This window comes from Nocardia abscessus, assembly GCF_015477775.1.
In the GTDB taxonomy this organism is placed as follows: Bacteria; Actinomycetota; Actinomycetes; order Mycobacteriales; family Mycobacteriaceae; genus Nocardia; species Nocardia abscessus_A.
Genome location: NZ_JADLQO010000020.1, coordinates 102,598 through 127,237, shown reverse-complemented (window position 1 = coordinate 127,237; position 24,640 = coordinate 102,598). Strand labels below are relative to the sequence as shown.

Annotated in this window: 17 protein-coding genes, 1 tRNA gene, 1 pseudogene and 3 CRISPR repeat arrays; of the genes and pseudogenes, 6 read left to right on the top strand and 13 right to left on the bottom strand. The window is 64.0% G+C overall.

Features of this window, described 5'->3' with window-relative positions; genetic code table 11:
• Positions 1-201: 201 nt before the first annotated feature.
• Together IU450_RS34965 and IU450_RS34960 are read right to left on the bottom strand one after the other, a co-directional pair.
• Positions 202-507, bottom strand: a complete 306-nt coding sequence (locus tag IU450_RS34965) for an IS3 family transposase (protein ID WP_195153989.1) — start codon at positions 505-507, stop codon at positions 202-204.
• 5 nt (positions 508-512) lie between these two features.
• Positions 513-809, bottom strand: a complete 297-nt coding sequence (locus IU450_RS34960; RefSeq protein WP_195153988.1) for a transposase — start codon at positions 807-809, stop codon at positions 513-515.
• 589 nt (positions 810-1,398) lie between these two features.
• Here IU450_RS34960 and IU450_RS34955 point away from each other — a divergent pair.
• Positions 1,399-1,653, top strand: coding sequence for a hypothetical protein (locus tag IU450_RS34955; protein WP_195153987.1), 255 nt, complete (start codon positions 1,399-1,401; stop codon positions 1,651-1,653).
• Positions 1,654-1,745: 92 nt separating this feature from the next.
• Here IU450_RS34955 and IU450_RS34950 read toward each other — a convergent pair whose 3' ends face one another.
• From IU450_RS34950 to IU450_RS34920, 7 genes and pseudogenes are all read right to left on the bottom strand, one after another.
• The gene (locus IU450_RS34950) at positions 1,746-1,880 is read right to left on the bottom strand and encodes a GNAT family N-acetyltransferase (protein WP_195153986.1); all 135 of its coding nucleotides are present in this window, start codon (positions 1,878-1,880) and stop codon (positions 1,746-1,748) included.
• Between the two features lie 262 nt (positions 1,881-2,142).
• A pseudogene (locus IU450_RS34945) lies at positions 2,143-2,412 on the bottom strand (transposase); the annotation flags it as partial.
• Positions 2,413-3,928: 1,516 nt separating this feature from the next.
• A CRISPR array of direct repeats spans positions 3,929-4,227; the repeat unit is 30 nt; unit sequence GTTGCCAACCCTCGCAGGGGCGATGAGGAC.
• 503 nt (positions 4,228-4,730) lie between these two features.
• Positions 4,731-5,223: a CRISPR direct-repeat array (repeat unit 30 nt).
• Positions 5,224-6,457: 1,234 nt separating this feature from the next.
• Positions 6,458-8,878 carry a CRISPR-associated helicase Cas3' gene (cas3, locus tag IU450_RS34940; protein WP_195153985.1) on the bottom strand — a complete coding sequence of 807 codons (2,421 nt, stop codon included), beginning with the start codon at positions 8,876-8,878 and terminating at the stop codon, positions 6,458-6,460.
• Between the two features lie 61 nt (positions 8,879-8,939).
• Positions 8,940-9,611, bottom strand: coding sequence for a CRISPR-associated protein Cas5 (gene cas5 / locus IU450_RS34935; RefSeq protein ID WP_228835556.1), 672 nt, complete (start codon positions 9,609-9,611; stop codon positions 8,940-8,942).
• A 33-nt stretch (positions 9,612-9,644) separates the two neighbouring features.
• Complete coding sequence (cas7i, locus tag IU450_RS34930) at positions 9,645-10,703, bottom strand: type I-B CRISPR-associated protein Cas7/Cst2/DevR (protein WP_195153984.1); 1,059 nt, start codon at positions 10,701-10,703, stop codon at positions 9,645-9,647.
• Between the two features lie 2 nt (positions 10,704-10,705).
• Positions 10,706-11,971, bottom strand: a complete 1,266-nt coding sequence (locus IU450_RS34925; protein ID WP_195153983.1) for a hypothetical protein — start codon at positions 11,969-11,971, stop codon at positions 10,706-10,708.
• Positions 11,972-12,217: 246 nt separating this feature from the next.
• Positions 12,218-12,961, bottom strand: coding sequence for a CRISPR-associated endoribonuclease Cas6 (locus tag IU450_RS34920; protein ID WP_195153982.1), 744 nt, complete (start codon positions 12,959-12,961; stop codon positions 12,218-12,220).
• Between the two features lie 356 nt (positions 12,962-13,317).
• Positions 13,318-14,014: a CRISPR direct-repeat array (repeat unit 30 nt; unit sequence GTTGCCAACCCTCGCAGGGGCGATGAGGAC).
• Between the two features lie 148 nt (positions 14,015-14,162).
• Between IU450_RS34920 and IU450_RS34915 the strand changes: the two genes are divergently transcribed.
• The 4 genes from IU450_RS34915 to IU450_RS34900 all read left to right on the top strand — a co-directional run bounded on the left by IU450_RS34915 (position 14,163) and on the right by IU450_RS34900 (position 21,359).
• Entirely contained in the window at positions 14,163-15,764 is a 1,602-nt protein-coding gene (locus tag IU450_RS34915; protein WP_195153981.1) for an ISL3 family transposase, read from the top strand.
• A gap of 98 nt (positions 15,765-15,862) precedes the next feature.
• Positions 15,863-17,104 carry an IS21 family transposase gene (gene istA / locus IU450_RS34910; protein ID WP_195154000.1) on the top strand — a complete coding sequence of 414 codons (1,242 nt, stop codon included), beginning with the start codon at positions 15,863-15,865 and terminating at the stop codon, positions 17,102-17,104.
• Positions 17,104-17,901 carry an IS21-like element helper ATPase IstB gene (istB, locus tag IU450_RS34905; RefSeq protein WP_195153980.1) on the top strand — a complete coding sequence of 266 codons (798 nt, stop codon included), beginning with the start codon at positions 17,104-17,106 and terminating at the stop codon, positions 17,899-17,901. Before istA ends, istB begins: the two co-directional genes overlap by 1 nt.
• 1,745 nt (positions 17,902-19,646) lie before the next feature.
• On the top strand, positions 19,647-21,359 hold the full coding sequence (locus IU450_RS34900; protein WP_324197936.1) for a recombinase family protein: 1,713 nt from the start codon (positions 19,647-19,649) through the stop codon (positions 21,357-21,359).
• Here the strand turns inward: IU450_RS34900 and IU450_RS34895 are convergent.
• The 4 genes from IU450_RS34895 to IU450_RS34880 all read right to left on the bottom strand — a co-directional run bounded on the left by IU450_RS34895 (position 21,338) and on the right by IU450_RS34880 (position 24,041).
• A tRNA-Leu gene (locus IU450_RS34895) sits at positions 21,338-21,425 on the bottom strand. The genes IU450_RS34900 and IU450_RS34895 overlap by 22 nt on opposite strands.
• Before the next feature lie 859 nt (positions 21,426-22,284).
• Positions 22,285-22,614, bottom strand: a complete 330-nt coding sequence (locus tag IU450_RS34890; RefSeq protein WP_195153978.1) for a DUF3140 domain-containing protein — start codon at positions 22,612-22,614, stop codon at positions 22,285-22,287.
• Positions 22,615-22,633: 19 nt separating this feature from the next.
• Positions 22,634-22,849, bottom strand: coding sequence for a DUF2945 domain-containing protein (locus IU450_RS34885; protein WP_195153977.1), 216 nt, complete (start codon positions 22,847-22,849; stop codon positions 22,634-22,636).
• 322 nt (positions 22,850-23,171) lie between these two features.
• On the bottom strand, positions 23,172-24,041 hold the full coding sequence (locus IU450_RS34880) for an NAD(P)-dependent oxidoreductase (protein ID WP_195153976.1): 870 nt from the start codon (positions 24,039-24,041) through the stop codon (positions 23,172-23,174).
• A gap of 143 nt (positions 24,042-24,184) precedes the next feature.
• On the opposite strand from IU450_RS34880, the gene IU450_RS34875 reads away from it, so the two are divergent.
• Positions 24,185-24,541, top strand: a complete 357-nt coding sequence (locus IU450_RS34875) for a winged helix-turn-helix transcriptional regulator (RefSeq protein ID WP_195153975.1) — start codon at positions 24,185-24,187, stop codon at positions 24,539-24,541.
• The last annotated feature ends 99 nt before the right edge of the window (positions 24,542-24,640 follow it).

Sequence of the window (24,640 nt, the reverse complement as noted above, 5' to 3'; positions counted from 1 at the left end):
CCGCGGCCCTGACACTGCCTCCACGATCCAGCAGATCGAAGAACAACTCCCGCTGCTCCTTCGAATACTTCCGACCAGCCAACGCCACCACCTTCCAGCAGCGTTGCAACGACTACTGGAATCCAAGGGGTGTGATGCTCGGTTATGTCGGCGACCCACAAGCGATTTGGTTCGGTCTGCGCGAACTTGCGGCCGATCAGATCACCAGCTGTCGGGGTCTGATGTTTCGGTCGCGGTCGCCGGTTGCCCGGCAGGCCCATGATTCCCGCGCGGGACATCAGCAGCTCGATCTGACCATGGCCCGCGACCGAGGGTCAGTTCGGCGTGCACCCGCATCGCCCCGTAGGTGCCACGCGAGGCGGCGTGGATGGCGCGGATCTGCTCGAGCAGGAACGCGTGCCGCAGCTCCCGCTGCGACGGAGAGCGTTTCTTCCACTCGTAGTAACCCGACTCGGCGACCCCGAGCAGCCGACAGGCCGGCTGCACCGGCAGCCCCTCGGCGGCCATCGTGGCTATGGCCGCGAACTTCCTTTTGGGTCGGGCTCCTCTCGCAGGAGCTCACGGGCGCGTTTGAGGATCGCGACCTCCTGCTCGAGTTCCCGGATCCGCCGCTTCGCCGCGGCCAATTCGGCCTGCTCGGCGCGATTCATACCCGACGCCCGGCCGGTATCGATCTCCTCCTGGCGACGCCAGGTATAGATCGTCTGATCGCTGATGCCCAGATCCGCAGCTATCTGCGCGATCGGGCGACCGGCGGCCACCAGATCGAGCACCTTACGACGGAACTCCTCGGGATAACGCTTGGCCACGAACACATCTCCTTCAACGATGCCGTGACCCAGAAGTCAACCAAACCGACTCCGGAAAATCCGGGGTACATCACTCCGAACTCACCGGGGCGATTCATTTGCTCGGCCGAACATCTGGCGTTTGATCATCTTGATCCGTTGACGTGTCCCTCGACCGGTCCGCTGCTCCAGGGCAGCGTCAAACCCGCAGTGACAGCGTCGAAGTCGCGGCGCAGACCGCGGCCATCAGCCGCTACCGAGACCAACTCCTGCCCACCTCCCGCGCACCCGACGTCGTCTGAGTCAGCGAATCCCTCCGTGCTCGCTTGCGCGCCGCTGTCCTCAAATCTCGAGACCCGGCCATCCTCGGCTGGTGGATAGCCTCCGTAGACGGCCGCGACGTGGGCGGCCTATCTTGCTTCGCTGGAACGAGATTCGTGGCTGTACGCACAGGTGCGAGCCCGACTCGCGGTACTGGACCGGGATCTGACCGGTCGATGAGGAAGGGGCCGCGGTCGATGATCGTCGAGTCGCCCCTGGAATCGGCGGGTGTTGCCATGCCTGCGTGCGCTGATAGAACGGTGTGAGATCCCGCAACGGAAGGAACCCAATGGGGCGAACAATTCCCGCGACTGCCGCGCCGGTACGCCGCACCCTGGTTGTAGCGCTGATAGCCGCGGCGATCGGGGCGCCGAGCGCGGTGACGGCGACTGCCGAGGCGCCGCCGACTCCGGATGACGGCTTTTGCATCGATGAGAAGACGCGCGTGCGCAACGGGTTGCGCGTCAGTGACCCCAGTTGCATTCATGACCACGACCGCTTCCACAATCACGAGCGCTTCCATATTCCGCCGACTCATTCTTGAACCCGGCTACCTCCCGAAGGTTGGGGCTTCATGACCACAGACGCGCACGCGGTCCAAGGTCAGGTGCCCGTGCGTCGCGGCCACCTCGGCAGTCACTCGAAGCCGAGCCGCCGGTAGAACCGTAGGTTGCGCTCATCCGAGGTTTCCAGAAACGCAGGGACACCGGCCTGCACGGCGGCTTCCATGCCGGGCAATACGATGGCTTTACCAAAACCCTTGCCTTGCACCGATAGCCGCAGCCCCGTCCGTGTCGGGATACGTCCACACCGCCACCGCGTCACCATCGTCGGCGACCCAGACCCGACCGTGTTTCAACCCGACGTGTCCCACCAACAGCCGCTGCATCGCGCTCACTCGTTCGGATGCCACCACATGACATAACCCGGGATAGTCGGCAAAAGCCCCTCCCAACGTCTCGATAGCACGGGGTGTCAACATCGCGCCAATCTGGATCGGGCACAAATTTCGTGATGTCGCATGCCGGAATATTCAGTCGCTCAACAGAATTCGTTTCCTGAAAAGGTCGGTTTTCGCGCGGCCGAACATCTGCCGTTTGAGCATCTTGATGCTGTTGACGTGCCCTTCGACTGTTCCGCTGCTCCAGGACATGGTGAGCCCGGCGGTGACCGCGTCCTGGTCGCGGCGCAAGCCTCGGACGAACGAGTGCAGGGCTGGCTGGTCATCGTTGTCGACGGCGGTCATCCACTGTTCGAGATCTCGCCCGCGCCGCTGGGCCATGATCTCGGCGAAATCGCGGACATGCCCGGTCAACGCGCCACCGCAGGTGGCGCTCGAGGTCTACTTGCGAACCCTCGCAGGGGCGATGAGGACGCCGTCGTAGCGCAGCCAGGCGCGGATGCTGACCAGTTGCCAATCCCGCAAGGGCGATGAGGACCCGCAGGGAGCCCGTGCGGTCGATCAGGTGATGATGTTGCCAACTCTCGCAGGGGCGATGAGGACCTGCAGCAGCGGATCATCACCGACCCGACAGTGGAGTTGCCAACCCTCGCAGGGGCGATGAGGACCATGGAGTTGGTACGGCCCCGATTTCGTCGCGAACACGTTGCAAACCCTCGCAGGGGCGATGATGACGAGCGTGGCCGGCCGCGACCAGGTACGGTTGCCGTCGTTGCGAACCCTCGCAGGGGCGATGAGGACGCGACTCGAAGTGCCGGTTGATGTCCTCTGGGGCAGAGGGGTCCGACCGGGCGACCTGCTGGAACAGATTCCCAACAGGGCTCGGCTGAGTGGCCGAGTCCTAACCGGGACTGCCCTCGCAGGCGACGACGAGGACGCGGCGCGCATGTGCCGACACGACCAATTGGCCGGTTGCGAACTCTCGCAGGGACGATGAGGACGGCGCACTCGCGTGGCGAGAGCCCGATCGGCATCGCGTTGCGAACCCTTGCATTGGCGATGAGGACGTGACCGCGGTGAACCTGGCTGCCACGCCCCGTCGATGTTGCCAACCCTCGCAGGGGCGATGAGTACCAAATGACCCAGCCGAACCAGGCTCCCCCATCTGCGTTGCCAACCCTCGCAGGGGCGATGAGGACATGACACCGGCATGCACATCACGCCCGACGAGAACGGGTTGCCAACCCTTGCAGGGGCGATGAGGACGCGGTGGTGCTGGTCATCGGCATCGTGACACTCATAGTTTTGCCAACCCTCGCAGGGGCGATGAGGACGGGTTGGTGTGGTGGATGGCCGGCGGACGGTCCGTGTTGCCAACCCTCGCAGGGGCGATGAGGACCGCATCCACGCGTGGACGTCCTGCTCCCGGTACCGGGTACGACGTTGCCAACCCTCGCAGGGGCGATGAGGACTGAGGACCCGGCCGGGGGCCCGTGGAAGAACTGCAATGCCACGTTGCCAACCTCGCAGGGGCGATAAGGACTCGGCGGCAAACCCGCGGCTCGGCCGCTGCCGTACGAGTTGCCAACCCTCGCAGGGGCGATGAGGACATGGCGCAGGCTGCCACCGGAGTTCCTGACCACCGTGTTGCCAACCCTCGCAGGGGTGATGAGGACCTACGACTCGGATATCTGGACCATGGAAGGCCGGAAGCTGTTGCCAACCCTCGCAGGGGCGATGAGGACCGCCGCCTCACCGATCTACCTGATGATCGTCACTGACGAGTTGCCAACCCTCGCAGGGGCAATGAGGACCGGGCGCTCCCTCGGCACGGCGGCGGTGTGGTGGTGGAGTTGCCAACCCTCGCAGGGGGCGATGAGGACGACGACGAATAAGCAAGGGCGGAGCCGCAAAGTAGTGTTGCCAACCCTTTCAGGGGCGATGAGGACGCCTTGGGAGCACCGCCCCACGGTACCGGGACTAGTGTTGCCAACCCTCGCAGGGGCGATCAGGACTAGATCACCGCTGGTGATCGCGTCGCGGTAGAGAGCCAGTTGCCAACCCTCGCAGGGGCGATGAGGACTGCTGTACGTGCAGAAGCCAACGCGCTCTTGTACTGGTTGCCAACCCTCGCATGGGCGATGAGGACCCGGATCAACTGCTCGGTGGCGGCGGCGAGGTCGAAGAGTTGCCAACCCTCGCAGGGGCGATGAGGACCCCAGGGTAAAACCGCTGGTCGTCGGAGGTGCGGTTGCTGGAACCGAACGGCATTCTGCAGTGGACCGGCGGTAGTGTCCAAGTGCTCGGCGTGTCCGCTGAAATGATCTTGGTCAGAGGATGTTGGACGGTGCGTCCTGAGTGATGCCCCAGGCAGATGACTCAGCTGCGACCCTCGTGTGGGTCCGGTAGGAGACTCCGAAGTCGCGGAGCCCGAACCCATTCAGAGCCACGATGAGGACGGTCGCGGTGACGTCGGTGCCAGCGTCATTGATAAGTTGCGAACCCTCGCAGGGGCGATGAGGACATCCACTCCGCCGTCGGCGTCGGGGGCTGGAACAGATTCCCAACAGGGCTCGGCTGAGTGGCCGACATCCTCACCGCCACCGCCCTCGCTGGGCGACGAGGGCGTGGCCCGCATAGGCCGACACGACCAAAGGGCCGGTTGGGAGCCCTTGCAGGGCGAAGAGGACGTGGGTTGCTGCGCAACGCGAAAGAACTCCGGTTGCCGACCCTCGCCGGGGCGAAGAGGACCTTCCACTCCCCGGGCTTCTCATCCTTGTAGGACTGGTTGCGAACCCTCGCAGGGGCGATGAGGACTGTGGCACACCGCGAATACAGCAGCGAAGGCAAGATGTTGCGAACCCTCGCAGGGCCGATGAGGACGATGACCAGCAACGCGCCGATCTACCTCACCCCACGTTGCGAACCCTCGCAGGGCCGATGAGGACTGAACGGCATCACGGACGAATACCTCCTCTCCATGTTGCGAACCCTCGCAGGGCCGATGAGGACCCGCTGGCTGCGCCCGCTGACCGACTGAGGCAACGCGTTGCGAACCCTCGCAGGGCCGATGAGGACGCGCGTGACCCCGGTTCCGGGGTCGTGGTGGGTGTTCCGTTGCGAACCCTCGCAGGGGCGATGAGGACGCGGACGCACGTTGCAAACGATCGAACGCAACATCATGTTGCGAACCCTCGCAGGGGCGATGAGGACAGGGCCAACCCACGCCAGAAATCAGGACAACCGAGTTGCGAACCCTCGCAGGGCGATGAGGGCGGGAATCGTAATCCTCCCAGACACCCAGATTCCTTACGAGTTGCGAACCCTTGCAGGGGCGATGAGGCCAGAGCTTCTTCGCCACCGCATTTCAGATGGACAAGTTGCGAACCCTCGCAGGGGAATGAGGACCAGAGCGATCCGGCGTTGCTCGACGTCCCGAGCCCGTTGCGAGCCCTCGCAGGGCGATGAGGACGGCGGCGCCGTGGACGCCATTCTGGCCCCGCTTTACACGTTGCGAACCCTCGCAGGGCACTGAGGACCGACCAGCTGATCGGGCTGGGGCGGTGCCTGGCAGGTCTTGTTGCCAACCCTCGCAGGGGCGATGAGGACGTTCCCGCCTAATGGATACGGACCATGGTCTTGGTAGTTGCGAACCCTCGCAGGTTGATGATGACGACAACGTCAAGGAGATGACGATCACCGTCCCGCACATGTTGCGAACCCTTGCAGGGGCCATGAGGACATGGACATGATCGAGGAAGAAGTCGGCGAGTACTTGTTGCGAACCCTCGCAGGGGCGATGAGGACCGCGGAAAGGTACCACGTTGGCGGCCAGCGGCATCAAGCTGTTGCGAACCCTCGCAGGGCAATGAGGACGTGATATCTCCGCACCGGCGCAGCGCGGATGCTGGTGTGTTGCGAACCCTCGCAGGGGCGATGAGGACGGGATTCCGGCTTCACGCAGCTGCGCGGGTACATCGGTGTTGCGAACCCTCGCAGGGGGCGATGAGGACCCGTCGATGCCGAGGAAGATCGTCCGGTAGTGCCGGTTGCGAACCCTCGCAGGAGCGATCAGGACGCGAGCGCGGCAGCGGCTACCTCACCCTGCACACCCCGTTGCGAACCCTTGCATGGGCGATGAGGCTGGGACTTGTGGGCCGAAGATGATCTGATGGAAGCGATATTGGCAGCCCTTGCAGAGGCGATCAAGACGCTGCCTCTGGGGTCGGCGCTGACCCGGCGCGGTTTTGTTTGGCGATGTCTCGCAACGCGATGAGGACGTCGCCTGTGCGCTGCGGTCATCGCCATCACCGGCATGTTGCCAACCCTCGCAGGGGCGATGCTGGAACGCTGTGAATTTGTCAATGAGCTTAAGTAGGTGCGGGACGGTCAGGACCGGCTTGTGGCCATCGGAGCGCTGACGAACATGCATGGATTCCGTCGTGTGTTACTCGCTCTCGTCGAGTCGGTAGGTTTGCCGAGATGGGCCGTCGACTGCGAGTAACCCGAGTTCACGGTCATATTCGCCGTTGATAGTTCGGACGTTGAGGTCACTGGCAGGTTGGGTGTGTTTTTCGGCCCAGTAGGGCATGGGGATAAGGAATTCGTCGGCGAGGAGCTTCCCGGTGGCTCGGTCTTCGCTGCTGTTGAGCGCTTTCTCGTAGTCGGCGCGGTCGGTGCTGAGGATGGCTTCCGTGCCTTCGAAGAGTTGGTCGAATCTGTCGGTGAGGGCTGAGCGGTCGTCGAAGGGATGGCGGAAGCTGAGGAATCCGCGCTGGAAGTCATCACGATGTCTTTCGACGTCGATCCGCCATCGTTCACCCCAGGAGGTCGCGTAGATCTCGTCCAGCCATGCGGTGGTTGTGTTCTCGTTGATGACTTCACCTTCGTGGCGGCAGAGAGTGTCCCACGCCAGTCTGGTCGGTGTTTCTTCGTAGACGCCGTCGGCCCACAGTGTTTTGTTCTGTCCGCGCTGCCGGTAGTGGGGTTGGTGCACGGTAACCGGTACCGGTGGGAGGGCGCCGATGCGGTTGGCTCGGCCGAAACGTTGTAGTAGGGCTTCGAGGTTGGCCGCGGAGGTGTAGCACATATCGAGGTCGATGTTGAGTGAGACTTCGAGGGCCTGTGTACCGACCACCAGTCCAGGCTCGCGTTGTTTGCCGACTGCGAAACGGTCGAGGATCCGTCGCTCGATGATTGTGCGGTCGCAGCGTCTGAAGCGTGAGTGCAGCAGGAAAGCCGAATCGCTGCCGTGGGATTCGATGCAGGATGGTGCTAGGTCCCGGTAGAGGGCGATGGCGTCTTTGATGTTGTTGGCGACGACCAGCACTGAGCGGCCGGCGGTGAGCTGGTCGCGGATTTCGTCGATGGATTGCGGGTCGGTGAGGCGGGAGGTGCGGGTGTGGATTCGGTGTCGGGCTGGTGCTGCGGTCTCGGCGGGTGGGGTGACGAGGCGGAGGGGTTGTTCGAGGGTGTTGGTTACGAGATCGGTGAGGCAGGTCGGCAGTGTGGCCGATAGGACGGCGATGCGGCCGCCGATCTGTTCCCAAAACCGCATCATGGCCAGGATCAGGCCCAGGCGGCGGGTGTCGAAGGCGTGCAGTTCGTCGAGGATGAATACGGAGTTGGCGCTATCGAGCAGGATGCTGGAATGCACCGGCCCAGCGAGCGCTCCGCGTAAGAGTTGGTAGGGCGTGCCGACGCGCAGCAGTTCCCGAAAGTTCTTCGTTGCCTGCGCCCGGGAGCGGGCCTTGCGGGCAGCTGCGACGGCGTCGTTGTCGTGTTCGTCGGTGTCGTCGGCCAATGAGTGGGCAAGGTGGTATGACGCGGCTTTGGAGTGGGCGACACCGATTCCGTCTCGGGTGTCCAATTCTTTGGTGAGCCGGTTGGTCATCGCGTTGATGCTGGCAAGGTATGGCAGGACGTAGAAGACGCGGGGGATGCTCTCGCTGCTCTTGGTGAGTTCGCTGATCTGGGTGCGTGCCCACAGCAGCGATGCTTCGGTTTTGCCGCTGGCGGTCCAGGAGCGCAGCAGCAGGTGACCGCGAGTTTCGCGGGCGGTCTGCTGTTGGGGGCGCAGCGCGTGCCCATCGCGGGCGAGTCGTTCGATCAGCTGATGTGGGTAGTCGGCGGTGAGGGGTTGGCGTGTGTGCAGGTAGGCCCCTGGAGCGGAGGAGAGGTGGTCGGCCATGGTGAGGGCACCGAGCAGCAGCACTGCCGTGAGGCCGTCGCTGTCGCCGTTGCGCAACGGCCACTCCCAACGGTCGATCAGTTTCTCCAGCACCGCGTGGGCTCGGGCAGCCAGCTCGTCGATCGTCACTTCGGTGATGCTGTCGTCGACGGGCAGCCCATAGTGGCGGGCGGTGTCGTGTAGCCACCGGCAGAGTCGGATGAGGTGCTCCTTTTCGGCGGGAGAAAATTTTGTGGTGAACGTTGTGGCGTTGTCATCGCCGTACTGGGTGAAGACAGGAAGCTTGCGGGCGTTGCTGCCGCCGGTGAAGGAGCGGTGGTGACCAGCGACGGCGGAAGCGACCCACACACGGTCGCGCTCCGGGTAGTCGTTCAGTAGCAGGCTGACGAACCCGAGCGAGAGGACTTCGTGTCTCTGACCCCAAACCGTCGCCGGCTCATCGGTGTTGGCGATCTGACGTTGGAAACCGTACGGGAATTTCCCAGTGTCGTGTAGCAGCGCGGCCAGCTCCGCCCATGTCCAGAACTCATCGGGAAGACCAGGGATACGGCCGACGCGGGCTCGTATCCGCTGCACCGCTTTCAGCGTTTTCAGTGAGTGGGTGGTCAGCAGCTCACCAGGTCGCTGCGGCTGCCCCGGCTTCGCGCGACCGGGGCTTTTAGCCCGCAACTCATACATTTGCTCTCCCCGGCAGGAATTCGCCGTCGATGGTGCAACGTGGTGATGGTGGGTGGGGTGGTCAGGCGGTGGCGAACTGTGCCGGATGAGTGGACGGAAGCAGCGCGATGGCCTGACCGGTTTGCGTTGCCAAGCCGGTGTCGACCTGGACGGCGGCGCCTTGGGCGGCGTAGCAGTAGCTGCCCCATCGCTTGCGGGCTCGGTCATCGGAGATCGCGGTGGTCAACCGCATCGGAGTTCCCGCGGCGCCGGGAATCTCCTGAGGTATGACAGCGTGGCCTTGAACCCCTGACCTGGAGACCAGGTCGGTGCGTCCGGTTTTGACTGCGACCAAGTCTTGGCTGCGGCCCAGCCGTAGTGGCCAGACCGGGCGCCGGAGCGCCTGCTGCCACATGTCGAGGTTCTCGATCAGCCACATGGTGAGGGTGGTGTGGGCGAGGAATTCTCGGTCTTTGATCGTGATGTTGGTGGGGGTTCCCGGGCTGCCGAGGGGATGGTAGGTCTCAAGGTCGACGCCGGTGCCTTCGGCACGAAAGGTCATGGCGAAGCGCGTGGTTTCCGGCACCTGATCCCATCCGCCGACAGCGGCAGCGAGGAACCCGCCAACCGTGGACGGTGGGGGACAGGGCAGCCCGACCTGCACCCCCGCGTACAGCGGGTTGCGGAAGCTGACGATCGGAGCGGTGACAACAATTTCCAGCGCCTGGGTCATACGCGCCTGTGTCCTCTGCATGGGGAGCGGTCCATCGGGTAGTTCACGCCAGCGCTACCGCGGTGCAGGGTCGTCGAACCAGTCGTCACGCTTGCCGTCGGTGAACTCTTCGGCCAGCGTGTGCAAGACGGTGCGGGGATGGTCGATGATGACCCTTTCACTGCCGATGAGGTCGGCTAGATCCGTGCGGGCGCGTTCGCGCAGATCACCCAGAAACCCTGGGACCCAGCCGATGCGGACTGCGCCGTCCAACTCGTCCTCCCATGCTTCGATCTCCTCGCGCAGGATGTCGGTGTCGAAGTGGGTCTTGCGGTCGCGTTCGCGCACGACGCGGGTGAACGGGTTGGTGCCGCCATTGATCGGCGCCAGGATGATCAGGCCCGGTGTGCGGTCGCCGTAGTGTGCGGATTGCTTGGCTCCGCCCTTGACCGCAGCCATGGTGCGCAGCAGCACCGCGACGCGGCGGCGTCGTTCCTCGATCGGCAGCCGAACACACTGCACACCGCGCAGCGACACTTCCACCGCCCCATCGGCCATCAGCTCAGCGACGACCGACGGGGACAGGGCGGCCTTGGTGGTTTTTCCGCTGACCTCGAAAGTACCGACGCGGGGAAGATCCAACAGCAGGTCACCGGCGAGGTCGGCGGTGTAGAGCTCATGTTCGTGGATGACCGGGTTCGTGCCCGGTTCGAAGCCGCGGCTCATGGTCCCCCAATCCATGACCGGCTTGTTCGGAACGACCGCGACCAACGTACCGGTCGCCAACACGGTGTCGCGCATGAAGGTTTTCGACTCACCCCGCTTGGCGCCGTCCTCATCCGCCTTGACCGCGATCATGTACCCGAACAAGTCGTCATCGAGATACTGGTCGGGCCGCCCCTTGGTGTATGCCTGCTGCTTTTTGCCCTCACCGCTGCGAATCACGGGCGAGACAGGCTCGGTGGCGGGCAGGGAGTCACGAATCCAGCGGCGCGACGCCTGCGCCGACACATACGGGTAGATTGCGCGGCCGACATTGAACTGCTTGACCATGCCGCGGTTGTCCTCGCCCCGGCCGTTGTTCGGGGCACCGGCCTTGATCTCCAGGATGGTTTGCCCCACCAGGTATGTCATCGTTACTGCTCCTCGGTATTGTCGGTGGTGATGGTTGCAGCGGCATCGGCGATGTCGTCGAGGTCCTCACGTGACCCTTTCGGCTGCCAGTCACGCTCGGCGAGCGCTTCGATAACCGCGTAGACCAACAGGCGCCGATACGTCCATGCCTTGTCGTCGTCGAAAAGCAGGCGGCACTCTTTCGCCGAAATCAACGTCTTCGGTGTCCCGGCTGGGCGGCTTTTCACCAGCCAGTCGACGGCCTGGGTGCGGAACCAGCCGTCGAGGTTGCCGCCGCGGGCGTTCGCGCGGATGAAGTCCCGAAACGGACCTGGCCGGGAGTCCTGGCCGAGGAGGGCAGCGACCCTGCCGGCCAGTTCGGTGATTCGGGTGAAGTCTTTCTCGTCCATACGCAGCACCTCGATGCAGTAGGAAGACATGAGCGGAGCTATCCGACGCACCTGGACGGGGATCGCTCCTTGAACGGAAACCTGTTCCAGCAGATACGCGGTCGTCCGGTGAAACACCGCCTCGGGGTCGGTGAACGCACGCTTGGCGAGGAACGCCTCGCCGGGAACAGTTTTGGTGGCCTGGGCGGCGACCACAGCTGAGTATCCTGCGCGACGATCGGCGTCTCGGGCCGTCGAGCGAAGCCACTCCGCCACAGGCTGCGCCATCTCCTGCGTACGCAGGTACTGCTCCTTATTGGAGTTCGACAGCACGATCAACTCCACCCCGGCACGCAAGCGGTGACCATAGTTACGAACAGCCGTCAGCACAGCGTGCTCACGCCCGTAGGGTCCGATCTTGGTCTTTTGCGGTGGCAGCCCCGCAACGGCGAGCGTGCGTTCAACAGCGACCTGGGTCATGCGCGCCAAGAATTCGGAATCCCAGGAGTGGATGGCCGCCGCACGACCACCACCCAAGTCGGCTCCATACGGGAAGGCCCACAGACTGGCCAGGCACGGGTAACACAGCGGAGTGCCCTCGTGACCAGGTGCAGTGGTGTTCCGGTGCTCGCGACTGGCGCCCAGCGGAATGTCGACCTTGCCATACCAGCCACACGCCGGTCGGTCGCAGTACTCACACAGCACCGCAGGCCAGTCGACCGGGTCAGGCATCGACCGCCACTGCCGGATCCACTCGCGTCGCTCCTCCGGCGATTGCTTGCCGCGGGAGGTGGGATTGATCTTCGAGTTCGGCCACAGCAGATAACTCGCACCCAGCCAGAACCCGCCAGGCTCGGCGGCTTTGGCGACCCTTGTGGTCGCCTCGAGGTGCTGGGTCATCGTCTCGACGACGTTCGAGAACTGCTCGGAGGTCAGTTCCTCGGGATGCTCGATCTCGGCCAGCGCGGCGAGAGCGAACGCGCCGATTCGCTGAATCGGGCTCGGGGTCAGAACAACCCGATACTGGTGAACCGCTACGTCAGACATCCATCCTGGCTCTCAGAGCTGAGTGAGTGAAGCAGGTAAGAAAATTGCGGGGCGGGTCGTCATCTCGCGCAGCCCGCCTGGACGATGAAGGCCATAGTTCTAGGTGCGGATCCAGCCCATACCGGCGGCATTGTTCTGGCCTAACCCCCAACTATGGATCGCCTGAAGGGTTTTGGGATCTCCGCTGACCTCGACCTCCACGCAGGCTCCCGGCTTCTTACCTTTCTCACCGCCAGCGCCGTGCACCGCGAACGAACGTTTGGGCCCGACCCAGGTCACCGCTTCCAGCGTCACATCCGGATCGAGGCCAAGCGTCTCCGCTTTACGACGCAGATTCCCCTGAAGATAGAAATCCCATTCGAGTTCACCCGGGAGACACCACGCTTGCCGCGTTCTCCGTACACCCGAATCATCCTTGCCCGAGCCCTTCATCACCACCGGGGTACTCGTGCGGAACACCGCACGCCCGGACGCGAACACAGGCGGCTCGACCGTCTCGACTTGGTCCACAATGAATGCTATTGGACCCCAAGCAATCACCGGCATCGTCGACAACGCCTTCGCCCACGCCTCCACGACCTCGGGCAGTGGACTACCGATCTCCAGCACACCAGGACCGCCTGCACTGTAGACGCGTGGCCTCTTGCGGGCAGCGGGGAACATCGGTGCTGAGTACCCGAAAGGCGCCATGCCGTGCGCGCCATAGCCGCTGTCGTGGAGCGCGGCTCCCAGCTCTGGCGCAGACCCTTTCAGCAAGGTATAAACCAGCGCCCGCCCAGGGGCCAGCACATCGTCCCACGCCAACTCGCGGGCTCCGGTATGGAACGTCAAACGCAGACGCATTACGGCATTCCTCGACAGGTTCGGATCTCTGGTATCTGGAAGCTGGGCAACGCAGGTGCGGCCACGCGGTCAATCTCGCCAACCGCGCTTCGAGAAGTCCAAGGACGCTGCACCGCAGCACTTCTCGCGCAGATACGAATGCCCACTCTCGGCCTCACCAACGCCTCCAATCCCAACGTGAAGCAGCATCGGCCACCGTACCGGCACCCACCGACAAACCACCGCCGATCACACAACCAACCCTCAGTCGGTTTACACCCCCGCTCAGCCCCAGCGGCAAACCACCCTACGACGACGCAGCGTTCTACCTACAGATCGTTCTATCTCCAGATCGCGGGACCAGCGGCTAGGACAAAGTTGGCAACCCTCGCAGGGGCGATGAGGACCCGGCACGGCGGCGGACTGGTTCGCCGCGCTTTCACAGTTGCCAACCCTCGCAGGGGCGATGAGGACTCATCGAACCAGCGCGGGCGCTCAGGTCGCGTAGCGGGTTGCCAACCCTCGCAGGGGCGATGAGGACCGGTTCGATGTTGCTGCCGAGTCTGCGCGACGCCTAGTTGCCAACCCTCGCAGGGGCGATGAGGACGCCACCGCCCACAACGTACTGACGCTCTTGCAGGGGTTGCCAACCCTCGCAGGGGCGATGAGGACAGGACCGCTCCCGTGTCGTACCCGCTCGGCGCACGTTGCCAACCCTCGCAGGGGCGATGAGGACTCGGCAAAGGAATTCGTCGGCGCCCTCGACGAGCTCGGGTTGCCAACCCTCGCAGGGGCGATGAGGACTGGCCATGCGCAGGACACGGTCGCCGCGGTCCTCACGAAGTTGCCAACCCTCGCAGGGGTGATGAGGACCAGAAAAGAGCGCCCAGTGACCACCGCGCCAGTGTTGTTGCCAACCCTCGCAGGGGCGATGAGGACGTCGCCGGTCATCAGCTTGACGGCGCGCCGATGCTCGAGTTGCCAACCCTCGCAGGGGCGATGAGGACTAGTCCCAGCCTCGACCGGAACGGACACCGGCAATGAGTTGCCAATCCTCGCAGGGGCGATGAGGACCCGTGACCGGTTCCATCCGGGCGGGAAGATCATGTTGTCGCGTCCGGCTGAATACTGGATCTGGCACGGTTTGCGTGATTGACACGACCCGGATTGCCAACGCGCGCTTGATAATCGATCATGTGGCCGGTGTTCTGATCTTGGACCGATGGCGGTCCTGTTCCCGCATCTGGATGGGCTGAGGATCGACGGTGTGGACTCGGCCGGGGTTCGGGTGCGAATCGATGCGAGGACGGGTGACGAACCAGCCGTGTGCCCAGGATGCGGCGCGTTGTCACGCCGAGTCCACAGTCGCTACGGACGCCGATTGTCCGACACCGCGATCACCGGCAGGGAGGTGGTGATCCGGTTGCGAGTGAGGCGATTGTTTTGTGACAACTCCGACTGCGGGAGAAGGACTTTCGCCGAACAGGTGCCAATGCTGGCAGCGCGGCATGCGCGGCGCACCGCCGTCCTGCAACGCCTGCTGCGCGCGGTCGCACTGGCCTTGGGTGGTCGCCCGGGAGCCCGCATGACTCGGCATCTGGCGGCCACGGTCAGCCGGATGACGCTGCTGCGGCAGATCCGGGCGCTGCCTGATCCGGACCTGGCGACCCCGCGCGTGCTCGGCGTCGACGACTTTGCCCTTCGTCGCGGGCACCACTACGGAACAATCCTGATCGACATCGAGACCCGGCGACCAGTCGACGTGCTCGGTGACCGGACCGCCGCAACCCTGGCCGCCTGGCTGCGTGCCCATCCCGGCGTCGAGATCGTGTGTCGCGACCGCGCCGGCGCCTACGCCGAAGGCATCGCGGACGGCGCGCCCGACGCTCTGCAGGTCGCGGACCGTTGGCACATCTGGCACAACCTCGGCGAGGCAGTCGAGCGCGTCGTGGCCCGATACCGAAACTGCCTCGACACCATCACCGCCCCCGAAGGCGACACCGATTCAGACAGCACGGATCGGCAGGAGATCCCGATTCCCGAAGTCGTTGCGCCACCGCCGGACCGGACGGACAAATGGGCCGTGCGGACACGCGCACATTATGCCACGATCCACACACTTCTCGCCGACGGCGTGAGCCTGCGGTCGATCAGCGCTCAGCTCGGTCTTGCCCGGGGAACCGTTCGACGTTTCGCACGGGCCGCCACCGTCGAGGAGTTGCTGGTCAACACCGGCACCGGGCAACGCCGGAGTCTACTCGAGGAGTTCAAGCCCTACCTGCATCAGCGATGGAACGAGGGCTGCACCAATGCCACCGAGCTATTCCACGAGATCAAGGCCCTCGGTTACCGCGGCGGACCGAAGATCGTGATGAACTACCTCCACCCGTTCCGGACGATTGGCCAGATTCCTCGCGCTGTCCGCAAGCCGCCGTCGGTGCGTCGTGTCGTGAGCTGGCTTATGAGCGACCCCACCAGCCTCGATCCCGATGATCGGCAGCGGCTCGATGCGATCCTCACTGCCAGCCCCGAACTCACTGGCCTGGCCGGTCACATCCGGGCCTTCGCAACGATGATGCGCCAGCTACGCGGCCGTGAACTGGAGCAATGGATGAAAGCCGTCGACGCCGACGACCTACCAGCCCTGCACTCATTCGTCCGTGGCCTGCGCCGCGACTTCGACGCGGTGACCGCCGGCCTGACCCTGCCCTGGAACAGTGGGCCAGTCGAAGGGCATGTCAACCGCATCAAGATGATCAAACGCCAGATGTTCGGGCGCGCGAAACCAGACCTTCTTCGGAAGCGAATCCTGTTGAGCGACTGAGCGACCCGGACCAGCCGAATCACGGAATTTGTGCCAGATCCTGAATACTGACCCTCTGGTTCCGGGTGAATGTTGACCCACCCGTGAACGATCATGAGGTGCTGAACGTGGAGGACTGGGCGGAGATCCGCCGGTTGCATCGCTCGGAGGGGATGGCGATTCGGGCGATAGCTCGCCGGTTGAAGATTTCGAAGAACACTGTGAAGAAGGCATTGGCTTCGCATGAGCCGCCGCGGTATCAGCGCAGGCCGCGTGGGTCGGTGGTGGATGAGTTCGAGCCGGCGATCCGGGCGGTGCTGGCCGAGTTTCCGGATATGCCCACGACGGTGATCATGGAGCGTGTCGGCTGGCAGCGTGGCCGGACGGTGTTCTTCGAACGGGTGCAGGCGTTGCGGCCGTTGTTCAAGCCGGTGGATCCAGCATCGCGCACGGAGTATCAGCCTGGCGAGTTGGCGCAGTGTGATCTGTGGTTCCCACCGGTGGATGTTCCGCTGGGGTTCGGTCATATCGGGCGCCCACCTGTGCTGGTGATGGTGACCGGGTATTCGCGGGTGATGACCGCGGTGATGATCCCGACGCGGCAGAGCCCGGATCTGTTGGCGGGGCATTGGGCGTTGATCTCGGCATGGGGCAGGGTCCCGAAGATGCTGGTCTGGGACAACGAGGCTGCGGTCGGCCAGTGGCGAGGCGGCAAACCGCAGCTGACCGAGACGATGAACGCGTTCCGCGGCTCGCTGGGCATCAAGGTTCTGCAGTGCCGGCCCAGAGATCCTGAAGCCAAAGGCTTGGTGGAACGGGCGAACGGCTATCTCGAGACGTCGTTTCTGCCGGGCCGGTCGTTCGCTGGTCCTGCAGATTTCAATGCTCAGCTTGCCAACTGGCTGGTTCGGGCCAATCACCGTCACCATCGCCGCCTGGGTTGTCGCCCGGTCGATCGCTGGGACGCTGACCGGGCCGCGATGCTGATGTTGCCGCCGGTGGATCCGGTCACCGGCTGGCGTTTCACCACCCGGCTGCCACGCGATCACTACGTCCGCTTGGACTCCAACGACTATTCGGTCCATCCGGCCGCGGTCGGACGCCGAGTCGAGGTCCGCGCTGATCTCGACGAGGTTGTGATCACCTGCGCTGGTGCAGAACTGGGTCGTCACCGGCGATGCTGGGCCGATCACCAGTCCATCACCGACGCCGGGCACGCCGCTGCGGCAGCGGACTTGCGCAACGCCCGGCGCCTGGTCTCGGTCCCCGCGATCGACACCGAAGTCGAGCACCGAAACCTCTCCGACTACGACCGCATGTTCGACCTCGACGAGGCGAGCAGCAGCGAGGAAATCGCCTGATGGCCACCAAGACCGCAACGAACACCTCGCGCAATATGGCCTCCGAAATCGCCTACCTCGCCAGAGCTTTGAAAGCACCCACTCTTGGCGGCGCCGTCGAACGCCTGGCCGAACGCGCCCGCGCAGAGAACTGGACCCACGAGGAATTCCTGGCTGCCTGCCTGCAGCGCGAGGTCTCTGCCCGCGAGTCTCACGGTGGTGAGGGACGCATCCGATCGGCTCGCTTCCCCGCTCGCAAAGCCCTCGAGGAGTTCGACTTCGATCATCAACGCTCTCTCAAACGCGACACCATCACCCATCTCGGCACTCTGGACTTCATCACCGCCAAAGAAAACGTCGTGTTCCTCGGGCCACCCGGCACCGGCAAAACTCACCTGTCCATCGGGCTCGGGATCCGCGCCTGCCAAGCCGGTCACCGGGTCGCTTTCGCCACCGCATCCGAATGGGTCTCGCGGCTGGCCGAGGCTCACCACGCCGGAAAACTGCAGGCAGAGCTGATCAAGCTCGGCCGGATTCCGTTGATCGTCATCGACGAGGTCGGCTACATCCCCTTCGAAGCCGAGGCGGCGAACCTGTTCTTTCAGCTCGTCTCATCTCGCTACGAACGCGCAAGCCTGATCGTCACCAGCAACAAGCCCTTCGGCCGCTGGGGCGAAGTCTTTGGCGACGACGTCGTCGCCGCAGCCATGATCGACCGCCTCGTCCACCACGCCGAAGTCATCTCGATGAAGGGAGACAGCTACCGCCTCAAAGACCGAGACCTCGGCCGCGTCCCCGCGGCCAAAACCAACGACTGAAACCAACCAAAGGGTGGGTCAAGATTCCAGCGAACAAGCCGGGTCACGATTCGACCGACGTTGACACATGTTGCCAACCCTCGCAGGGGTGATGAGGACGCCTGGCATGGGTCGGTGAAAAAGGCCCGGAAATCGTGTTGCCAACCCTCGCAGGGGCGATGAGGACCTGCCTACATCGCCGCCATGGTGCGGCACAGCACGTTGCCAACCCTCGCAGGGGGCGATGAGGACCCCAGGGTAAAGCTGCTGGTGGGAGGCCTTCTTCGCGGGTGGCAGAATACGGGGTTTGCAGCAGACCTACGGTAGCGCTTGTAAGTACGGCGTGTCGCTGATCGATCTTGGTCGACAGTCGAATGTGCAGGCTTGAACGATTCCATTGAGCTGTTGCGGGTGGCCGAAGTAGCGGGTGCTGGGACTAAAGGTGTTTACGCACCCGCACGCGTACCTCATCGCTTGCTGATCGAGGAGTCGATGGCGTCGCCGCGCAGACAGCATTGCGGCTCCACTATCCAAGGCCACGCGGCCACTGGCTCGGCGCGCAACCACGCATGCTTCCTCCCGAAGGTGTCCATTTACTGCCTGTTTTCATCGCAAACTCCTCGCATATGCCCGAATCCGACAGTATCCGTGGTGTTCGGCTCTATGTTGCGTTGACGCTGGTGAAAGCATGGAACAGGATGTCTCCGAAGCTGGTCGAACAGCTCAGGAAGCCGTGGACTGCGAATCCATTGCTCGCGGGTCCGCGGCTGTCGCCGTACCGCGGTTGGACTGCCCTCGCTTCGTCGCCTGCATCTGCAGTCCCTCCGATTTACTCGGAAGCAGCTTCACAAGGCTGCGTGGTGGGCGAGTTGTGAATCGGCGCCGGCTACCGACCGCACCCGCCTACATCGCTGCACTGGGTGCAAACACCGGCAACGGGTTGCCCGGCATCGAAAACGCTTTTCCACCAACGAATCACGTGTTGGCTGACTCGGCCTGGTATGGCAGTGCACCCGTCATCGAACTCACTACGGGGACGTCCACAGTGCTGCAGGACAACTCGTATCGAGCACGCGGTCGCCGTAACAGAGCTTGTCATCGTCGAAACAACACGATACCGAGCCGCGTAAGACAACAACGTCGAGCTTTCGTTTCGGTAGGCTGAGCGGAGGGAGAATCAGCAGATGGGCGGACAGGAGAGCCATGCCCTCGTCCCGGCTGCTGACTGGATCATGCGCGTTTATGTCGCTGATCCGCCCTTGCCCATACCGTGGTGCAAATCGCGGAGATGATGGGCACTGGCACCGATTTCATATGTCGCCAGCCCATGAGGCTCAGGGGCCGACGAAGACTCCTCCGAACGCGATCACTGGCACGGGCGTCAGATTCAACGAAGCAGCTTGTAGCAGCACGTGTTTGCGCTGCCGCATCCGTTGGACTGCAGCCATTGCTGCGAACCAAGCGGCCAGGCTGACGGTGGATGCACAAGCCTTCCGATACCGGTCTGCGCGTTCCGAGCACCAAGCAATCTGCAATCCGTCGGTACGCTTCACATCCACCGGTGCTCATCATGTGCACTGACCCCAGCAATCGCGAGGTTAACCAGCGCGCGGATGGGCCTGGCATCATCGAAGTCGTCTGCCCCGATGGCCCGCCTGAGTTGACCGATGACGCGGCTAGGGCGCTGCTTCAGATTCTGCTTCGACATGCACGTGAACACCCCATCGAGAGGGAGGACGATGCCAAACCAGCCAAACGAGTGGGCCGTGCTCGACGAACTGTTGGGAATCGTCCCCGAAACCGACGAAAGCGGCGGTGACCAGCGGTTCGCGTTCTACGGGCGCTGCTCGACCGAAGACAATCAGGATCCGGAGACCTCGTATCTGTGGCAGCGGGGCAATGCGGAAAAGTTCGTCTCCGAAGCGTCCATCGTCGCCGACTACTTCGACATCGGCCAATCACGGTCGGTGCCCTGGCATCGCCGCCGGGAAGCTGCGCGGCTGCTGGCGGATCTGAAGAATCCGGCCCGAGGCTGGACGGCGATCGTTGTCGGCGAGGGGACTCGGTGTTGGTTCGGTAACCAGTTCAGTCTGGTCGCGCCGCGCCTGCTAGCGCATGGGGTGGACGTGTGGGTGCCCGAGCTCGGGGGACGCTTCGATCCGCGCAATGTCACGCATTCGATGATGATGAGCATGCTCGGCGGGCTCAGTGAGTCCGAGCGCCAGCATGTTCAGCAGCGCACCCGCGCCAGCATGGACGCTCAAGTCCTCAACGAAGGCCGACACCAAGGCGGCCGACCACCGTACGGGTACGTGGTAGTCGACGGTCCACCGCACCCGAACCCCAACCGCGCCTCCGACGGGTTGAAGCTGCGGATCCTTTCACTCGATGTGAGCACCGCCCCGGTGGTGCAGCGGATCTTTCGTGACTACCTCGCCGGCCGCGGAGACAAAGCCATCGCCATCGCACTCAACCGGGAAGGTGTGCCCTGCCCATCAGCGCACAGGCCGGAGCAGAATCGTCACCGCTCACAGGACGGTTGGCAAGCTAGTACGGTTGCCGCGATTCTGCAGAATCCCCGTTACACCGGCTATGCGGTGTTCGGGCGGTGGACTAAACAAGAAGAGCTCCTCGACCCGGATGATGCTGCTGCTGGCAACGTCATTCGCTTCCGGAGGTCGCCGAATCATCGGATCGTGCGGTCGAAGAAGCCCGCGCACCCGGCCATCGTGTCGGTGCAAACCTTCACCGAAGCCCAGCTGCTGCGCAAGCGGCGAGCAGGCACCGGCAACCGAGCCCGCGGCCGCCTCGAACGCACACGGCAGAACTCACCCCGCGACTACCTGTTGCGGGGTCTGGTCCGCTGCGAGGCCTGCGGTCGCAAGATGCAAGCCGCGGTGGTCAGGGGCGTCGTCTACTATCGCTGCCGGGCCAAGACCCTCGCTCCGGGCAGCCCCGCTCTGGCCGAGCACCCACCGACGGTCAACTTGCGCGAAAGCATCATCTCTTCATCGATCGACCGGTGGCTGGCGACCCTTTTCGACCGCCGACATCGCGATCACACGATCGCCAGCCTGCTCGCCGTCCAAGACAGCAACGACCACGACACACAGCGAGCGCTTCTGCGGCGGCGTATCGCGGACGCCGACGCTCGGCTCGGCCGCCACCTCGCCGCTATCGAAGCCGGGGTGGACCCGCAAGCGCTTGTTGCGGCGATGAACGCCACGCAAGCAGACAAAGCTGCAGCTCAGGCAGAATTGCAGAGCCTGCCGAACGTCCCACGATTGAGTGAAACAGAAATTCGTAAGCTCATCGACTCACTCGGCGACGTCGCCGCCGTCCTCGCCGCAGGCGCACGAGCGGACAAAGCGAACCTCTACCAGGCCCTACAACTGCACATAACGTATCGGCCCCGGCAACAGCTAGCTGTCGTCGGGGCCGATCCTGTGTTTAGCACTGGTGTCCGGAGGGGGACTTGAACCCCCACGCCCGATAAAGGGCACTAGCACCTCAAGCTAGCGCGTCTGCCATTCCGCCACCCGGACCGGTGTGCTCAGCAAGATTATCGGATCACTCCGCGTGGACCAAATCGCGCCTGGACCTGCTGATTCTCGAGAGTCGGAAGGGGAAGCCGCAAGGGGTTTGTAGGCGGTGTGGGGCTTCCGGCGCCGCTCGCCTCGAGCATCCCTCGACGGCGCCCGGGAGCGAGCTGCACTCGGGCGCGGCGGGGACCGCTGACCCGGCCCCACAGAGGACTCGGGGAGGGTGCGAATTCTTGGGCTTCGCCGTGTCGGCGGTCTCGCCGGTGGAGGCGCGCGCTCCACTCGGCAGCGGCAGCTCTACCCGGCAGCGGCCAGTTGGGTGCAGGTGCGGCGGTTTGAGCCAGGGTGAGCAAAGGGGCCGTGCCGAGTGCCGCGTCGACGCATTCACCGAGCGGCAGGGCCGCACGCAGTTGGCGCTCGCGAGGATCGTCGTCGCCGCGATCTCCGTGCGCGGAACGGCCCGGTGCACCCGGTCCCGAACCCGAATGGCGGCTCGTCGCGACGATCCCCGGAGAGTAAATCGACACGCCCACGGATTCGGCCACGAATACGAATACGGACCGTCCAGCCGAGTGCATAGAGAGTGGTGATGCCCACCTGCGCCCGAGATCAACCAGGATCGACACGTAAACCCGGATGCCCGGCTTTCCGCCAGTACGGCGCGGCAAACCGAAGCGCGTTGCGCGATATTTGCTGTCCCGGATATTCGAGGTGACATAGATGGTGTAGCTAGCCGATACTGCCGCCGATGCGGCAGCCTTCGGCGCTTCCGCCCTTCGAAGGCGGCGAGGGTCGTTGCTTTCGCCGGAACTCTCAACCGTTGAGGTCGAGGTCCCGACGTCCGCGCCGCTGTTCGCGGCCGTCAGCTTTTCAACGGATCGTGGCCCCAGTTCATCAGCGAGTATCGCCATTTACTGTTCTCGATTTCCCCGGAGGGGCGTTGCTCCAGGTGGCGATGCGCGTAGCCGACGACTTTGCGCATATGGGCGTAATCATCGTCGGTCAGTTCGTTTTTCTCGAGGATGTCCACGATGCGGCGGCCGCTGGCGTGCCCGGTCGACTCGCTGCCGTCTTGCGGTTTCTGTCCCACCGACTTCGACTCGTCGGTGTCGAGCCACCGGCGTAGCTCTTTTGCCGTCATATTGACGATATTGTCGAATTGCGTGCGGGTATCTTTGTTGTCCGTCGTCATGGCGATCCCGCTTTCGATGTCAGTCTTTGTGACGTAGAGCGTCTGGTTTGTGCACCGCATCACGACCGCTTTTCGCACTCCGCACCCGATACTGGGGATCTTCTTCGGATGCCCGTACGGTCCGGCCGGCCGCCTCGGTGTCTGACGTGATCTCTTCTTCTACCTTGCCCTCTGTAGTGCTGCCGTGGCTGTCCCATTCGACTTTGTCGCCTTTGCTGAACGATCGTTTGCTCATGATCGATTCCTTACCCGTTTCCGTCCCCAACGTGCACGTGGTACCCGCGCGACGCTGCCGAAAACCGATAGCTGTAGTGGTGCTGCATCGGTTCGAGTGTCCGCGCAGTGCGTCTGACCGTGGGTGCGCAGGGGGGGGCAGCCCGAGTGGTCTGTCGAACTCGAAGGGTCACCCAAGCAAGGGTGATTTCCGACGTTCTGGGCGGCAAACGCGACCACAGATACGACGTGAGCGGGTGGTTGGGCCGTATCGGTCACAACCACCCGCGATCGTGTCTGCATATGGGCCGAATTGCCGGTCGACCGGGAGTTTGCCCGCGGGCTCAGAGAAGCTCTTCGAAAGTGCGTTCGAACCCAAGCGCGCCGTGGCCGTCCGCCACCTGGCGATCGAGGAGCGTTTTCAGGGGCGCGACGAAATCGAGGGTGACGTTCGCGTCGCGGCTGGCGCGGTTGATCGCGTCGAACGCTGCCTTGTGGAACGCGATGGATTGGACCGGGTCGGTGTAGGCCGCCGAGTCGATGACGGCCCCCTGGTGCGGCAAGGACTGGGTCATCGCGCTGACCCACGCCGCGGCTCGCCGGCCGAATTCGGCGGCGGAGACGCCGACGGAGCGCATCATGGCCGCGCCGTGCAGGAAGCCGCCGAACATGGCGTACATGGCGGCGAGCAGGGCGAAGTCGTAGGTCGAGGCGAAGCCCGCGTCGTCACCGAAATACTCGGCGGCGGCGAGCAATTCGAGGGTTTCGCGGTGAGCGTCGAAGACCTGCTGCGAGCCGCTGTAGAGGATGGAGGCGCCGGGCTGGCCAATCATCGGGGGCACCGCCATGATTCCGCCGTCGAGGTAGTGGCAGTCGTGCCGCGCCGCCCAGGCGGCGAGTTCGCGGGCCTCGTCGGGAGCGGTGCTGGTCAGGTTGATCAGCTGGCGTCCGGCGAGCCGGTCGGCCACCGGGTCGAGGGTGGCGTGCACCGATGCGTGGTCCAGCAGGACGGCGATGATCGGACCGTCGGCGCCGATCGCCTCGGCGACTGTCGCGGCGCCGACGGCTCCGGCCGCGAGGAGCTCGATGTCCTTGCCGGGGGTGCGGTTCCAGACCGTGGTCGGCAGGCCGGCCTTCAGGAAGGTCGCGGCCAGCGCTTGGCCCATCGCGCCGAGTCCCAGGATGGTCACCGGGGTCTTCGTGGTTTCCGCCATGGCGGGTTCAACTCCTTGGGGTCGATAAAGGTCCTGGTCAGCGCGCTGTAACCAAGAGTGCTCGGCGCCCGGCGTGGAGGCAAGTACCTACTATTTTGTCGGGTACTTACCCATTGGTTTGTGAACAGCTAGAGAGGTTGACGATGGGCGCGAAGCGATCGGGACCATACTTCTGCGGCATCGATGCCGCGATGGATGTCGTCGGCGGGAAGTGGAAATCGCTGATCCTGTGGGAGCTGGAGAACCACGGCGTCCGGCGCTTCGGTGAGTTGCGCAAGGGGCTGCCGGGGGTCTCGGAGAAGATGCTGATCCAGCAGCTGCGGGAACTGGAGGAGGACGGCATCGTCAGCAGGACCGTCTACCGCGAAGTGCCGCCGCGCGTGGAGTACCGGCTGACCGAGATCGGCGTCGCGCTCAACGCCGCGCTGGCCCCGCTGGGCGACTGGGGGCGCGACCGGATCGATCGGATCGGGGCACAGCGGGTGCATCAGCAGCTCTGAAGTGAATCCTTCAAAAGTGAATGTTTCACCTGGGCAACATCATTGAGCGGAAGATCAAGCTACTAGTTGGTAACTTTAGTTACTTTTGTGCACACCGGA